A 13,753-nucleotide genomic window follows, 5' to 3' on the forward strand; every position below is an offset into this window, starting at 1 on the left:
GCCGCTCCGGTGGCAGAGGGCTTTGTCACGTTCTAGCGTGGCGGCATGATTGAGCTCGAGGGGCTGACCAAGCGTTACGGCGAGAAGGTGGCGGTCAACAACCTGTCCTTCACCGTCAGACCGGGCATCGTCACCGGCTTCCTCGGGCCCAACGGCGCGGGCAAGTCCACGACCATGCGGATGATCCTGGGTCTCGACCACCCGACCGCCGGCGACGTCCGTATCGACGGCAAGCACTACCAGCAGCTCAAGGACCCGCTGACGTACATCGGCGCCCTGCTGGAGGCCAAGGCCTGGCACGGCGGGCGCACCGCCTACAACCACCTGCTGTGCCTCGCGCAGAGCAACGGCATCCCGCGCAGCCGGGTGCGGGAGGTACTGGAGACGGTCGGGCTGACGGCGGTCGCGAAGAAGAAGACCAAGGGCTTCTCGATGGGCATGGGGCAGCGGCTCGGTATCGCGGCCGCGCTGCTCGGCGATCCGCGGATCCTGATGTTCGACGAGCCGGTCAACGGCCTCGACCCCGAGGGCATCCACTGGATCCGCACCCTGATGAAGTCCCTGGCGGCGCAGGGCCGGACCGTGTTCGTCTCCTCCCATCTGATGAGCGAGATGGCGCTGACCGCCGACCACCTCGTCGTCATCGGGCAGGGGCGGCTGCTCGCGGACACCTCCATGGCCGACTTCATCGCGCGCAACTCACGGTCGTACGTCCGGGTCCGCAGCCCGCAGCGGGAGCGGCTGCTCGACGTGCTGCACCAGGCCGGGCTCGTGGCCGTCGAGAGCGGTGACGGGGTGCTGGAGGTGGACGGCGGCAAGGCCGAGCACGTCGGCGAGCTGGCGGCGCAGCACGGGATCACACTGCACGAGCTGAGCCCGCAACAGGCGTCGCTGGAGGAGGCTTTCATGCGGCTGACCGCGGAGTCGGTGGAGTATCACGCACACAGCGAGACGAGCCCCGAGCCACCAGGACAGCGGTGGGGCGACGGCTGGAAGAGGGGCTGAACATGGCGACGACCCAGGTCGTACGGTCGGAGTGGACGAAGATCCGGTCGGTGGCGTCCACGGTGTGGACCCTCTCGCTGGTGGTGGTCGTGACGGTCGCCCTCGGCATGCTGATCTCGGCCCTGTCCAAGAACGAGTTCGATTCCATGGGCGCGCGGGAGCGGGCGGACTTCGACCCGACGTTCATCAGTTTCGCGGGGATGAGCCTCGGGCAGCTCGCGATGATCGTGTTCGGTGTGCTGGTGGTGTCGAACGAGTACAGCACCGGCATGATCCGCACGTCGCTGGCCGCCGTGCCGAAGCGCGGCTCCTTCCTGTTCAGCAAGATCGCGGTGGCCGGCGGTCTCGCTCTCCTGGTCGGTCTGGTCACCAGCTTCGCCGCCTTCTTCCTGGGGCAGGCGATGCTCGGCGAGCACCGGGCGGAGATCGGCGACCCGGGGGTGCTGCGTGCCGTGATCGGCGGCGGCCTCTACATGGCCCTCATCGCGATGTTCTCCATGGGCGTCGCCGCGATGCTGCGCTCGCCGATGCTCTCCCTGGGCATCCTGATGCCGTTCTTCTTCCTCATCTCCAACATCCTGGGCAATGTCGACGCGACCAAGAAGGTCGGCCGGTTCCTTCCCGACCAGGCCGGCAGCAAGATCATGCAGGTGGTCACGCCCCTCGACGACGACACCCCGTACGGCCCATGGGGCGGCCTCGGAATCATGGGCTTGTGGGTGCTCGCGGCGCTGGTCGGCGGGTACGTGCTGCTGAAGAAGCGCGACGCCTAGACGCTGCCGGGGCGCGTCGCGCTCCACCCTTTACTTTGATTTGGGCGGAACCGTCAGCGCCTCGATATCCTCCTAACCCTTACGGGGGCGTGTGCCCCGCTGTCCTGAACCTTGCGATGGGTGCGGAGCATGATCGAAGCAGTCGGCCTGACGAAGCGCTACGGCGACAAGACCGCTGTGTACAACCTTTCCTTCCAGGTGCGGCCGGGGGCCGTCACGGGCTTCCTCGGACCGAACGGCTCGGGCAAGTCGACGACGATGCGCATGATCCTCGGTCTGGACAACCCGACGGCCGGGCACGTGACGATCGGCGGCTACCCGTACCGCAAGCTGCCCAACGCCCCCCGCCAGGTCGGTGCCCTGCTGGACGCCAAGGCCGTGCACGGCGGCCGGGCCGCCCGCAACCACCTGCTGTGCCTGGCCCAGCTCTCGGGCATCCCGGCCAAGCGGGTGGACGAGGTGCTCGGGGTCGTCGGCCTCCAGGACGTGGCGAAGAAGCGGTCCAAGGGCTTCTCCCTCGGCATGGGACAGCGGCTGGGCATCGCCGCCGCGCTGCTCGGCGACCCGCAGGTGCTGCTGTTCGACGAGCCGGTCAACGGCCTCGACCCCGAGGGCATCCTCTGGGTGCGCAACCTGATGAAGGCGCTCGCGGCGGAGGGCCGTACGGTCTTCGTCTCCTCCCACCTGATGAGCGAGATGGCGCTGACCGCCGACCATCTCATCGTCATCGGGCGCGGGCAGCTGCTCGCCGACATGAGCGTCACGGACTTCATCTCCGCGAACTCCGCCGACTTCGCGCGGGTCCGGACGCCCGACACCGAGCCGCAGCAGCGCGAGAAGCTGTCCGCCGCGCTCACCGAGTCGGGCGGGCACGTGCTGCCCGAGCAGGACGGCGCGCTGCGCGTGACCGGGCTGCCGCTCCCCCGCATCAGCGACATCGCGCACGACCACGACGTACGGCTGTGGGAGCTGTCGCCGCACCAGGCCTCGCTGGAGGAGGCGTACATGCGGATGACGCAGGGCGCGGTCGACTACCGCTCGACCATCGACCAGAAGGAAGGCCTGCAGCAGCCGCTGCCGCCCGGGGCACAGCCCCCGATGCCGGTGCCCGGCCAGGGCCAGCCCGGCTGGTACGCCCCGCCGCCGCCCCAGCAGGGCGGACACCCGTTCGCGATGCCGCCGCAGGGCGCGCCGGGCCAGGCGCCGAGCGGCCCGTACGGGGCGCCTGGAGGCACTCCGGCTCCCCCTGCCGCCTCCGCCGCGGCACCCCCCAACCCGTACGCCCAACCGCCGGGTCACTCACCACAGCCGTCCGCGCAGCAGCCGGCACCCCAGGCACCGCAGCCGCCCGCACAGCCTGCCGCCCAGGCACCCCAAGCTCCGGCCGTGCCCGCCGGCGAGGCGCCCCAGGCGCCGGCCATGCCCGCCGCGCCGGCTCCGCAGGCGAGCGCCGCTCCCGCGCCGCCGGCCTCCGCCCCGACCTCCGATCTGACCAAGCCCGAGGACCCCCGATGAGCAGCCCCCAGCCTCCGATGCCGCCGGCCGCGCCCACCCGGGAGGCGGCGCCCGGTTCTGCGTACCCCGGTTACACGTCGCCGATCCCGGTCGTGCGGACGCACCTCGGGCACGCCATCGCCTCCGAGTGGACGAAGATCAGGTCGGTGCGCTCCACCATGTGGACGCTCGGCGTGTTCGTCCTGCTCGTCATCGGCATCGGCACGCTGACCGGCGTGGTGGTGGCCAACTCCGACCCGGCCCTGTCCGGCGAGAGCCCGCTCGGCCTGGGCTTCTTCGGGCTGCTGCTCGGCAGCATGTGCATCATCACCCTGGGCGTGCTCACCACGGCCTCGGAGTACGGCACGGGCATGGTCCGCACCACGATGGTCGCGTGCCCGAGCCGGGGCCGGGTGCTCGCGGCGAAGGGCATCGTGTTCTTCCTGGTCGCGTTCGTGGTGACGCTGGTGTCCGCCTCCCTCGTCGCCTTCCTGCACGTGGCCATGCTGCAGGGCCAGGGCGCCAAGGACCCGTCCGGCGGGGAGTGGCTGAGGGGCACGGTCGGCATCTCGGCGTACGTCGCGCTGCTGGGCCTGCTCTCGCTCGCCGTCGGCTCGATCATCCGGCACTCGGCGGGCGCCATCACGATCATGATCGGCGCCGTGCTCGCCCCGCTGGTGATCGCGCTGTTCATGTTCTCGCAGTCCCTGGAGGACGTGCGCCAGGCCCTGTTCGAGTACTCCATCCCGAACCAGCTCAGCGTCTTCTACTCCAACTCCCTGAGCCAGTCCGGCCCGTCCGGCTGGGACCCGCTGTGGATCATCCTCGGCGCGACGGCCGTCGCGTTCGCCGCCGCCTTCGCCCTGCTGGAGAAGCGGGACGTGTAGCCGCAGGCCGGCCTAGAACCGCGGCGCGTTACGGGACCGCCGCACCCCCGGGGTGCGGCGGTCCCGCGCGTTCCAGCAGGCCTTGTGCCAGTGCCGGCGGTCGTCGACGCCCGTGTGCTCGGACCAGGCCACCACGTGCGGCACCCCGTCCGGGATCATCTGGTCGCAGCCAGGGCAGCGGTACGACTTGCCCTGTGCGCTCGCGCCGGCCACGTGCCGCACGCTCCAGTTCTCACCCTGCCAGTTCTCCGAGGACTGCCAGCCGCCGTAGCGGCCGGGGCGGTCGTCCTCGGCGCTCCGGCCGGACGAAGCGGCGCCCTTGGGTCGGTTGCGACGCGGGGACACGGGACACCTCTCGGGGCTATACAGGACACGGGCCGTGTCCAGCCTACGCGGCGCGGACCGGGGTACGCGTACGGCACCAATCGCCACAAGTCCCTCGTCGGGCGAGGCGAACCCCCGGCCGGGGTCTCTCCCCGGGCTCCCGAGGGACGCCCCATTCTGCAGACAATCCGCAAATTACCCCGACCGGCCGTGTCCTCGTCACGTGTCAGACGGTTATGCCCTGTGGGGGAGCTCCGTGTCGGAGCCAAGGAAGCAGGAAAGCAATGCGCGTTGGAAGTTTCGTGTTGGCGGCCCAGTTCCCCGGTCAGGGCGAGGGAGAGGCGCTGCACCGCGCGGTCCGCTCGGCCGAGGTCGCCGAGGAGGCCGGGCTCGACACGGTCTGGCTGGCCGAGCACCACTTCGTGCCGTACGGCACGTGCCCGTCGGCCGTCACCCTGGCCGCCTTACTGCTCGGCCGCACCCGCCGCATCCGGGTCGGCACGGCGGTCAGCGTGCTGCCCACCACCCACCCCGTGACCCTCGGCGAACAGGCCGCGCTGCTGCACCACACGAGCGACGGCCGTTTCACGCTCGGCGTCGGGCGCGGCGGCCCCTGGGTCGACCTGGAGGTGTTCGGCGCGGGCCTGGAGGCGTACGAGAAGGGGTTCCCCGAATCCCTGGACGTCCTGGTGCGCTGGCTGCGCGACGCCTCGGTGGCGGCCGACGGGGAGCGCTTCCGCTTCCGTGAAGTCCCGGTCGTTCCCCGGCCGTCGGAGGCCCTGACCGAGGCCGCGGGACCCGAGCTCGTCGTCGCCTGCACGTCCCCGGCGAGCGTGCGGCTGGCGGCCGAGCGCGGTCTGCCGATGCTGCTCGGGATGCACGTGGGGGACGAGGAGAAGGCCGAGATGGTCGCCCTGTGGCGGCAGCACGCGCGGGCGTGCGGCCGGCCCGCCGAGGAGATCCTGGACGCGTCCCATGTGTCGGCGGGCGTCTGCCAGATCGCGGACCGGCGGGTCGACGCGGCGGAGACGCTGATGAAGGCGATGCCGGGCTGGCTGAAGCAGGGCCTGGAGGCGCATGTCACGGTGGACGGGCGCACGCGCCGGATGCGCGACCCGCTGGCGTACACCGAACTGCTGTGCGGACTGCACCCGGTGGGCACCCCGCGGCTGTGCGCCGACCGGCTGGCGGCGACCAGTGAGCGGACCGGCATCTCCCGCTTCGCCCTGCTGGTCGAGGGCTCCGGGGACCTGGCGGCGACGGAGGAGAACGTACGGCGGCTGGGGTCGGAGGTGCTCCCCCAACTCGTCTGAAGGCGCGGTGGGTTCCTGGGGCTTGCCGCTCCGGTACAGAACTGCACCTCCCGCGAACGGAGCGGCAAGCATGCTGCGCCGCGTCAGCAGTCCCGGAACTCGGGTGACTGGTTGAGCACCTGGCTGCGGACCGAAGTGAAGCGGCCCAGCGTCTCGTCGACCGAGGAGTCAAGCGGGAACACGGCCACCCGGTGGCAGTTCTGGAAGGCCAGTCGCACACCGAAGTGCCGCTGCAGCGCGCCGCGTATCGCGTCACTCGCAAGCGCACGCAGCAACTGACCGCGTGCCTGCTCGTCCGGCGGAGGCGTCTGGTTGTCGGCGAACGCACCGCCGTCCACCTTCAGCTGGGCCACCAGGGAGCTGATCATCTCCCACGCATAGGGCAGGGAGGTCCGGACGCAGTCGACGAATTCCGCTTCGTCGACCTCGCCTCGCTCGGCCTGTTCGAGTAGGGCCGGTGAGACGTCGAGCGACATGAGTTCTCCTCTCGCACCCCCGCCCGGCGGGCAGGGGTTGCCGGACAGATAAGGGAGTTCGCGATATCGGACACGCTGCGTACACACATCGCGACCTCCCGCTCATACCGTAAGCAACCGACGGTGACGGCACCAGGAGAATGCGCAGATGAGGCACTCACAATGACCACACCCTGCACACAATCAGCCAATACCGAACACGTGTTTTCCAGGGCGAATCGCGTCGGCAGGCGCCTGTCGAGTAGCGTTGCCGACCATGCGTCTCGTCATTGCCCGCTGCTCCGTGGACTACGCCGGGCGGCTCACCGCCCACCTTCCCTCGGCCCCGCGCCTGATCCTGGTGAAGGCGGACGGCAGCGTCTCGATCCACGCCGACGACCGGGCCTACAAGCCCCTGAACTGGATGTCGCCGCCCTGCACGCTGAAGGAGGGCACCGGCGAGGATGAGGGCGTCTGGACCGTCGTCAACAAGGCGGGCGAGAAGCTCATCATCACGATGGAGGAAGTCCTCCACGACTCCTCGCACGAACTGGGCGTCGATCCCGGCCTGATCAAGGACGGCGTGGAAGCGCACCTCCAGGAGCTGCTCGCCGACCGCATCGAGACACTCGGCGACGGCTACACCCTCATCCGCCGCGAGTACCCGACGGCCATCGGGCCGGTCGACATCCTGTGCCGGGACGCCGACGGCAAGACCGTCGCGGTGGAGATCAAGCGACGCGGTGAGATCGACGGCGTGGAGCAGCTGACGCGTTATCTGGAGCTGCTGAACCGCGACCCCCATCTCGCCCCGGTCCGCGGCATCTTCGCCGCTCAGGAGATCAAGCCCCAGGCCCGCGTCCTCGCGACCGACCGCGGCATCGGCTGCCAGGTCCTCGACTACGACGCGCTGCGGGGCATCGAGGACGACAAGCTGCGGCTGTTCTGACCCACCGCACGTACACGACGACAAGGGCCGGGTCCGAGGAACGGACCCGGCCCCGCTGCGTGTACGGCTGTCAGATCACCGGGTCCGGGCTGGTCTGCGGCGCGCTCGCGGTGGTGCTCGTGGGGGCGCTCGGCGCCGGACCGCTGGCCGTGTCGGAGGTGGACGGCGTCGACGGCGGCGGGGGGTCGGACGTCGGCGGCTGCGAGGTCGGCGGCTCGGACGTGGGCGGCTTCGACGTCGTGGGCGGCTTCGAGGTCGTCGGCGGCTTCGACGTCGTGGGGGGCTTGGACGTCGTCGGCGGCTTGGACGAGGTGGGCGGCTTCGAGGTCGTCGGCGGCTCCGACGTCGCCCCGGGGTCGCTGGGGCTCGGCGAACCGCTGGGATCACCCGTCGGCGTCGGATCGTCCGAGGTACCGAGCGTGCCGTCCGGGCCCGGGTCGGTCGGGCGGCTCGTCGCCGCGCCCGTGTCGCCGTTGCCGTCGTTCGCCGGCCGGTCGGCGCCCAGGCTGCCGTCGTCGACGCCCTGGCTGGCCGAGGGATTGACGCCGACCTGGTCGGACGGCGGGTTCTTCTCGTTGTCGGACGTGGCGCCGAGGGTCACGACCGTGCCGAGCACGGCGACGAGCAGGGCACCGGCGCCGGCGGCCACCATGTTGCGCCGGGCCAGGCCCTTCAGGCCGCCCCGGGCCTTGCGCGAGGGCGCGGGCGAGCCCTGGCGGGTGACCAGGGTCGGCGAGGGCGGCTGCTGGAGGGTCGGGAAGGCCGCCGGAACACCACCGGCCGGGGACGCCGACTCCTCGTACCGGGCGTCGGGCACCTCCTCCCCCGCGGTCGGCCCGAGCCCGATCGGTGTGCCCGAGCGGTCGGCGACCAGGGCGAGGGCACGACGGCCGGCGACGGTGCCGCGCTTGTCGGAGAGGGCACCGCGCAGGCCGATGGAGGCCTCCAGTTCGGCACGGGCCCGGTCGAGCTGCCCGCCGCACAGGGCGAGGATGCCGAGCTCGTGGTGGAAGTAGGCCTGCTCGGCGATGTCCCCGGCGAGCCGGGCGGCCTCGGCGCCGGTGCGCAGGGCGCGTTCCCAGGCGCTCCAGTGCAGTCCGGCGGCGAACGCGGGCGCGGCGGTGCGCGCCAGGTGCACGGCCGGGCTCTCCTCGTCCTCGGCGGGCGGGCCGGTGAGCGGCCCGAGCACGGCCAGGGCGGCGAGGAGGGCGTCGGCCTCGGCGCACACGCGCTCCGGGGTGACCGAGGGGTGCCCGGCCCACCAGGAGTAGTGCTGGGCGGCGCTGCGGGCGCCGGCTTCGGCCTCGTCGGCGTATCCGGCGGCCTCCAGCTGGGTCAGGACACCGGCGGCGAGCCGGTAGCGGGAGCCGACCGGGGAGACCAGGCCGCAGGAGGCCAGTTCGGCGAGCGCGGCGTCCGCGTGGGTGTCGCCGACCAGGGCGGGCAGATGTGCCTGGTGCGGCACCTCGCCGCCGAGGGCGACGGCGAACCGCAGGGTGGCGCGCGCGGACGCGCTCAGCCGGGAGGCGAGCAGCGGCGCTGGCGCGGCGGCCTCGCCGAGCGAGGGCAGCGGTACGTCGTCGCCGTCGGCGGCGTCGTACGCCTCGGCCGGGGGCGCGTCCTCGAAGACGCCGAACTCGTCGACGGCGCTCGTCCCGGCGCGCAGCCGGTCGCGCTGCCGCAGCAGGGCCCCGGCCTGCACGAAGCGCAGCGGCAGCCCCTCGGACTCGAACCAGAGGTCGCCCGCCCAGTTGGACTCCTCGTCCGTGAGGGGCCGGCCGACGGCGTGTTCCAGCAGGTCGAGCCCGGCCGCGCGCTCCAGGCCGCCGAGGAAGACCTCCTCGACGGCGGCGTCGGCGGAGGGCGCCGGCACGTCCGGTGTGGCGCCGAGCAGGAAGGCGCACTCGGGGGTGGCCTCCAGCAGCTCGTCGAGCGCGGCACCGCCGAACTCCAGGTCGTCGACGACGACGACCGCGCCGATCTCACCGACATAGGTGAGCAGTTCGTCCCGTTCCGGGCGGTGCAGGGGGGCGTTGTACACCGCGTAGAAGAGGTCGTACAGCAGTTCGTCCGAGGTGCGGCCGTAGCCGTTCAGGCGGACGACGCCATCGGGGGCGAGGTCGAAGCAGTCCTCGCACACGAGGTCGAGGAGACGGGTGCGGCCGCAGCCGGCGGGGCCGGTGAGGCGGACCGAGCGGCCGCGCGCGAGCAGGCGCACCAGCCGTTCGCGTTCGTCCTGGCGGGCCAGCAGCGGCAGGCTGGGCTGCGCGGGGCCGGGCGGGACGGGCGGCCGGGCCGCGCGCTCGGCCTCGGCGCGCTCCGCCGTCGTGAGCTTCACGGGCCGGGCGGGCCGTTCGGCGGGCGGGCAGACCTCTATCTCGCTGCCGTCGACGGGGTTGACGGTCAGCAGGAAGTCGCCGGAGACGAGCTGCACCGTGCGGGCGAGCGCGGGCGCGTGCTGACTGAAGTCGGGTGTGAGGGATTCCCTGGGCGGGCGCTGGCGCGGCGACTGACTGTCGCCCCCGTGGCCGTACTCGTCGGGTCCCCGGGTGTTCGGGTCCATAGGTCAAAGCCCCCCAAAAGCGTGTGTGTGCTCTGAAAAGCCCCTCCCGGCCTTGCTGCACACCGCGCTGTCGCTTCTGGTCCGGGCCCGCTCGAAGGGTGTCAAGGCAGCGGGCAGCCGAACCCTAAACCTTCGCACAGTATCTACGACAGTCCGGGGTACCGCGCCGTCCGAGACGTCACGGTCTCGTGAGGATTGTGCGCGTCGCACGAGTCGACGATGTCCGTCCGGGTCTCCCCGGTCGCCCGGTCCACACCCGCACAGGACGTCACACGCGAGGCAATGTCTCCACTCCGATGCCTCCCTCGATCGCCAGGATCCGGTGCAGGCGGGTGGCCACCAGCAGGCGCTGCATCTGCGGCGGCACGCCGCGCAGGACCAGGCGCCGGCCGCAGCGGCCGGCCCGCCGGTGAGCCCCCATGATCACACCGAGTCCGGTGGCGTCCCAGGAGTCCAGTTCGGACAGGTCCAGCACCAGGTCGCCGACTCCGTCGTCGACGGCCGAGTGCAGGACCGTACGGGCGTCCGCCGCGCTCCGGACGTCGAGGCGGCCCCCGACGACCAGCTCGGCGTGGTCGCCCCTGATGTGCATATGCGCTCCCCGTGCGTGCGTCTCGTGCTCCGCGTTGTGATGCCGGTGATGCAACCTCTGACTGCGTGAGGGGGGTAGAGGTTGCTTCTTGTAAGCGAACCGATACCGAATTCACCCCGGCGTGTGATGGCCCCGGGGCATGTGCGGTTTCAGTGCTTGTAGAAGCCCTGCCCGCTCTTGCGTCCGATGTCACCGGCGTCAACCATCCGGCGCATCGACTCGGGAGCCGCGAACTTCTCGTCCTGGGACTCGGTGTAGATGTTGTTCGTGGCGTGCAACAGGATGTCGACGCCCGTCAGGTCCGCCGTCGCCAGCGGGCCCATGGCGTGCCCGAAGCCCAGCTTGCAGGCCAGGTCGATGTCCTCGGCGCTCGCCACGCCCGACTCGTGCAGCTTGGCGGCCTCGACGACCAGGGCGCAGATGAGACGGGTCGTCACGAAACCGGCGACGTCGCGGTTGACGACGATGCAGGTCTTGCCGACCGACTCGGCGAAATCCCGGGCCGTGGCGAGGGTTTCGTCACTGGTCTTGTAGCCGCGGACCAGTTCGCACAGCTGCATCATCGGCACGGGCGAGAAGAAGTGCGTGCCGACCACCCGCTCGGGGCGCTCCGTCGCGGCCGCGATCTTGGTGATCGGGATGGCGGAGGTGTTGGAGGCGAGGATCGCCTCGTCCTTCACGAGCTTGTCGAGCGCGCGGAAGATCTCGTGCTTGATCTCGAGCTTCTCGAAGACGGCCTCGACGACGACGTCCGCGTCGGCCACGGCGTCCAGGTCGGTGGTCGCGGTGATCCGGGCGAGCGCGGCGTCGGCGTCGTGCGCCTCCAGCTTGCCCTTGGCGACGAACTTGTCGTACGAGGCCTTGATGCCGTCGGTGCCCCGCTTCAGCGCCTCGTCGGTGACGTCGCGCAGGACCACGTCCCAGCCCGCCTGTGCGGAGACCTGGGCGATGCCGGATCCCATGAGGCCGGCTCCGATGACGGCGAGCTTCCGTGCCACTGTGCGACTCCCCTGACGCGCTGCTTGTGTCTGCCTCTCGGGCGGACACTAGCGCTCGTGAGGGCCTGTGTGACCAGTAAGTAATGCGCGTCACGTCTCACATGACGGACATCACACCAGCAGGGGTCATCCCGCTCCCCGGACGGCGTAGTTGAGCACCTTCCGGCTCAACAGCTCCTCGATGTCATCGAGGAGGACGAGCATCTCCCGTGACACTTCGTCCGGGTTGCGCCCCTTGGCCATCTCGCGGCCGATCGCGACGAACACGGTGCCGTGGACCCAGCAGATCTGACCGGCGATCAGCCTGGGCAGGGGGTCGGCGTCCCCCGCATCCGTCTCCTCGCGGAGGGTCGCCTCCAGGTTGTCCTGGACCTCCTGCTGGATGCTCCACAGCCGGGAGCGCAGCGGCGGCGCCTCCTCGATGCAGCGCATGAAACGGTCGTAGCCCTCGACGAGGCCCATCCGGGGCGAGACGGCCTCGATCTCGGCGCGCAGCTCGCGCAGCACCGCCCGGGCGGCCGACTCCCCCGCGTCCCGGCCGCGCACCCAGCGGGAGAGCCGGTCGACGACCCCCTGGGAACGGTCGAAGAAGAGGTCCTCCTTGGCCGGGAAGTAGTTGTAGACGGTGTTCACGGAGACGTCGGCCGCCTCCGCCACGTCCGCGATCGTCACGGCCATGAACCCGCGCTCCAGGAACAGACCGGTGGCGATGTCCGAGATGCGCTGCCTGGTCTCGCGCTTCTTCCGCTCCCTGAGTCCCTCTGCCATGTCCGAATCCTAGCTTCCTTGGGTTCGCTGAAAACTTGGGGTCGTTGCAAATTTTCAGTGACTCTGTTTTTCTGGGCACATGGCAATCATCAGTACGTCCGCCCTGGCGCGTACCTTCCAGACCAAAGGCGGCCCGGTCCAGGCCGTGCGCGGCATCGACCTGACCGTCCGCGAGGGCGAGATCCTCGGCTTCCTCGGCCCGAACGGGGCCGGCAAGACGACCACCCTGCGGATGTTGACGACACTGCTGGAACCGACCGGCGGCGCCGCCACCGTCGCGGGCTGCGACCTGGCGACCGACCCGGCCGGGGTGCGCCGGGCCAGCGGCTACGTGGCACAGTCCGGCGGTGTCGACCCGCAGATCAGCGTGCGGGAGGAGCTGGTCACCCAGGGGCGTCTGTACCGGCTGACGCGGGCGCGGGCCGCCGAGCGCGCCGCGGAACTCGCCCGCGACCTGGGCCTCACCGAGTTCCTCGACCACAAGTGCGCGGCGCTCTCCGGCGGGCAGCGGCGCCGCCTGGACATCGCGATGGCGCTGACCCACCACCCGAAGGTGCTGTTCCTCGACGAGCCGACGACCGGACTCGACCCGGGCAGCCGGGCCGACCTGTGGGACCTGGTGCGCCGGCTGCGCGACGAGCACGGCACGACGGTCTTCCTGACCACGCACTACCTGGACGAGGCCGACGCCCTCTCCGACCGGCTGGTCGTCGTCGATCACGGGGTGGTCGTCGCCGAGGGCACCCCGAGCGCGCTGAAGCTCCGGTACGGCGGCTCACTCGACGCCTCGCTCCAGGACACCTTCCTCGCCATCACCGGCCGCAGCGCCGCGCCGGCCGACCAGACTCCCGTCGCCGTCTAGGACGCAGAGGACTCCCCATGCTGTTGCACGACATCGCGCTCGTCTACGGGCGCTATCTCCGCCAGTCCCTGCGCTCCCGCTTCGCGCTGCTCTTCGGCGTGCTGATGCCGCTGCTGTACCTGGTGTTCTTCGGCCCCCTGCTCACGGATCTGCCGCTCGGCGGGCAGGGCAGCTCCTGGCAGGTGCTCGTCCCCGGCCTGCTGCTGCAACTCGGGCTGTTCGGGGCGTCGTTCGCGGGCTTCTCGATCATCCTGGAGAAGGGCCAGGGAGTGGTCGAGCGCATGCGCGTCACCCCCGTCAGCCGACTGGCCCTGCTGCTCGGCCGGGTGCTCAGGGACGCCACGGTGTTCGCCTTCCAGGCCGTGCTGCTGGTGCTGGCCGCGGTGGCGATGGGGCTGCGGGCCCCGCTGCCCGGCGTCCTGATCGGGTTCGCCTTCGTCGCCCTGCTCTCGCTCTCGCTGGCCTCGCTGTCGTACGCGCTGGCCATGAGGCTGAGCACCCCGCAGACCTTCGGCCCGGCGATCAACGCGCTGACCATGCCGTCGATGCTGCTGTCCGGGCTGATGCTCCCGATGACCCTGGGCCCGGCCTGGCTGGACGTCCTGTCGCACCTCATGCCGTTCCGCTACCTGGTCGACGCCGTCCGGGACGCGTACGTCGGCTCCTACGCCACGGCACACATGCTGTACGGCGTGCTGGTCGCCGTCGGCTTCACGGCCCTGTCCGTGACAGTGGGCACACGCGTGTTCCGAACGGCCGGAGCGTAACTA

14 protein-coding genes are annotated in these 13,753 nt (G+C 71.2%); 8 read left to right on the forward strand and 6 right to left on the reverse strand.

Going from position 1 to position 13,753, the window contains the following annotated elements; translation table 11 throughout:
- Window positions 1-45: 45 nt before the first annotated feature.
- From SCNRRL3882_RS12510 to SCNRRL3882_RS12525, 4 genes are all read left to right on the forward strand, one after another.
- The gene (locus SCNRRL3882_RS12510; RefSeq protein ID WP_010040105.1) at window positions 46-1,005 is read left to right on the forward strand and encodes an ABC transporter ATP-binding protein; all 960 of its coding nucleotides are present in this window, start codon (window positions 46-48) and stop codon (window positions 1,003-1,005) included.
- Between the two features lie 2 nt (window positions 1,006-1,007).
- Complete coding sequence (locus SCNRRL3882_RS12515; RefSeq protein WP_029181184.1) at window positions 1,008-1,778, forward strand: ABC transporter permease; 771 nt, start codon at window positions 1,008-1,010, stop codon at window positions 1,776-1,778.
- 129 nt (window positions 1,779-1,907) lie between these two features.
- Window positions 1,908-3,293, forward strand: a complete 1,386-nt coding sequence (locus tag SCNRRL3882_RS12520; protein WP_010040108.1) for an ABC transporter ATP-binding protein — start codon at window positions 1,908-1,910, stop codon at window positions 3,291-3,293.
- The gene (locus tag SCNRRL3882_RS12525; RefSeq protein WP_029181185.1) at window positions 3,290-4,159 is read left to right on the forward strand and encodes an ABC transporter permease subunit; all 870 of its coding nucleotides are present in this window, start codon (window positions 3,290-3,292) and stop codon (window positions 4,157-4,159) included. The genes SCNRRL3882_RS12520 and SCNRRL3882_RS12525 overlap by 4 nt, the downstream gene beginning before the upstream one ends.
- A gap of 12 nt (window positions 4,160-4,171) precedes the next feature.
- Here SCNRRL3882_RS12525 and SCNRRL3882_RS12530 read toward each other — a convergent pair whose 3' ends face one another.
- Window positions 4,172-4,504 (reverse strand): hypothetical protein, encoded by a 333-nt coding sequence (locus SCNRRL3882_RS12530; protein ID WP_010040110.1) that lies wholly within the window; start codon window positions 4,502-4,504, stop codon window positions 4,172-4,174.
- A gap of 263 nt (window positions 4,505-4,767) precedes the next feature.
- On the opposite strand from SCNRRL3882_RS12530, the gene SCNRRL3882_RS12535 reads away from it, so the two are divergent.
- Complete coding sequence (locus tag SCNRRL3882_RS12535) at window positions 4,768-5,796, forward strand: LLM class flavin-dependent oxidoreductase (protein WP_010040111.1); 1,029 nt, start codon at window positions 4,768-4,770, stop codon at window positions 5,794-5,796.
- An 83-nt stretch (window positions 5,797-5,879) separates the two neighbouring features.
- Here the strand turns inward: SCNRRL3882_RS12535 and SCNRRL3882_RS12540 are convergent, their stop codons facing one another.
- Window positions 5,880-6,272, reverse strand: coding sequence for an SCO5389 family protein (locus tag SCNRRL3882_RS12540; RefSeq protein ID WP_010040113.1), 393 nt, complete (start codon window positions 6,270-6,272; stop codon window positions 5,880-5,882).
- A 256-nt stretch (window positions 6,273-6,528) separates the two neighbouring features.
- On the opposite strand from SCNRRL3882_RS12540, the gene nucS reads away from it, so the two are divergent.
- A complete protein-coding gene (gene nucS / locus SCNRRL3882_RS12545) occupies window positions 6,529-7,200 on the forward strand; it encodes an endonuclease NucS (protein WP_010040116.1) in 672 nt (223 codons plus the stop codon).
- Between the two features lie 70 nt (window positions 7,201-7,270).
- On the opposite strand, the gene SCNRRL3882_RS12550 is transcribed toward nucS, so the two are convergent.
- From SCNRRL3882_RS12550 to SCNRRL3882_RS12565, 4 genes are all read right to left on the reverse strand, one after another.
- The gene (locus SCNRRL3882_RS12550; protein ID WP_010040119.1) at window positions 7,271-9,763 is read right to left on the reverse strand and encodes an ATP-binding protein; all 2,493 of its coding nucleotides are present in this window, start codon (window positions 9,761-9,763) and stop codon (window positions 7,271-7,273) included.
- A gap of 268 nt (window positions 9,764-10,031) precedes the next feature.
- Window positions 10,032-10,355: an STAS domain-containing protein gene (locus SCNRRL3882_RS12555; RefSeq protein WP_003993003.1), complete on the reverse strand. Its 324-nt coding sequence runs from the start codon at window positions 10,353-10,355 to the stop codon at window positions 10,032-10,034.
- A 149-nt stretch (window positions 10,356-10,504) separates the two neighbouring features.
- A complete protein-coding gene (locus tag SCNRRL3882_RS12560; RefSeq protein ID WP_010040122.1) occupies window positions 10,505-11,353 on the reverse strand; it encodes a 3-hydroxyacyl-CoA dehydrogenase family protein in 849 nt (282 codons plus the stop codon).
- A gap of 126 nt (window positions 11,354-11,479) precedes the next feature.
- Window positions 11,480-12,121: a TetR/AcrR family transcriptional regulator gene (locus SCNRRL3882_RS12565; RefSeq protein WP_010040124.1), complete on the reverse strand. Its 642-nt coding sequence runs from the start codon at window positions 12,119-12,121 to the stop codon at window positions 11,480-11,482.
- A gap of 79 nt (window positions 12,122-12,200) precedes the next feature.
- Between SCNRRL3882_RS12565 and SCNRRL3882_RS12570 the strand changes: the two genes are divergently transcribed.
- Together SCNRRL3882_RS12570 and SCNRRL3882_RS12575 are read left to right on the forward strand one after the other, a co-directional pair.
- Window positions 12,201-12,983 carry an ATP-binding cassette domain-containing protein gene (locus SCNRRL3882_RS12570; RefSeq protein ID WP_010040125.1) on the forward strand — a complete coding sequence of 261 codons (783 nt, stop codon included), beginning with the start codon at window positions 12,201-12,203 and terminating at the stop codon, window positions 12,981-12,983.
- 17 nt (window positions 12,984-13,000) lie between these two features.
- Complete coding sequence (locus tag SCNRRL3882_RS12575) at window positions 13,001-13,750, forward strand: ABC transporter permease (protein WP_010040128.1); 750 nt, start codon at window positions 13,001-13,003, stop codon at window positions 13,748-13,750.
- The last annotated feature ends 3 nt before the right edge of the window (window positions 13,751-13,753 follow it).

Origin of the sequence: Streptomyces chartreusis NRRL 3882 (assembly GCF_900236475.1) — a bacterium.
GTDB classification, from domain to species: domain Bacteria; phylum Actinomycetota; class Actinomycetes; order Streptomycetales; family Streptomycetaceae; genus Streptomyces; species Streptomyces chartreusis_D.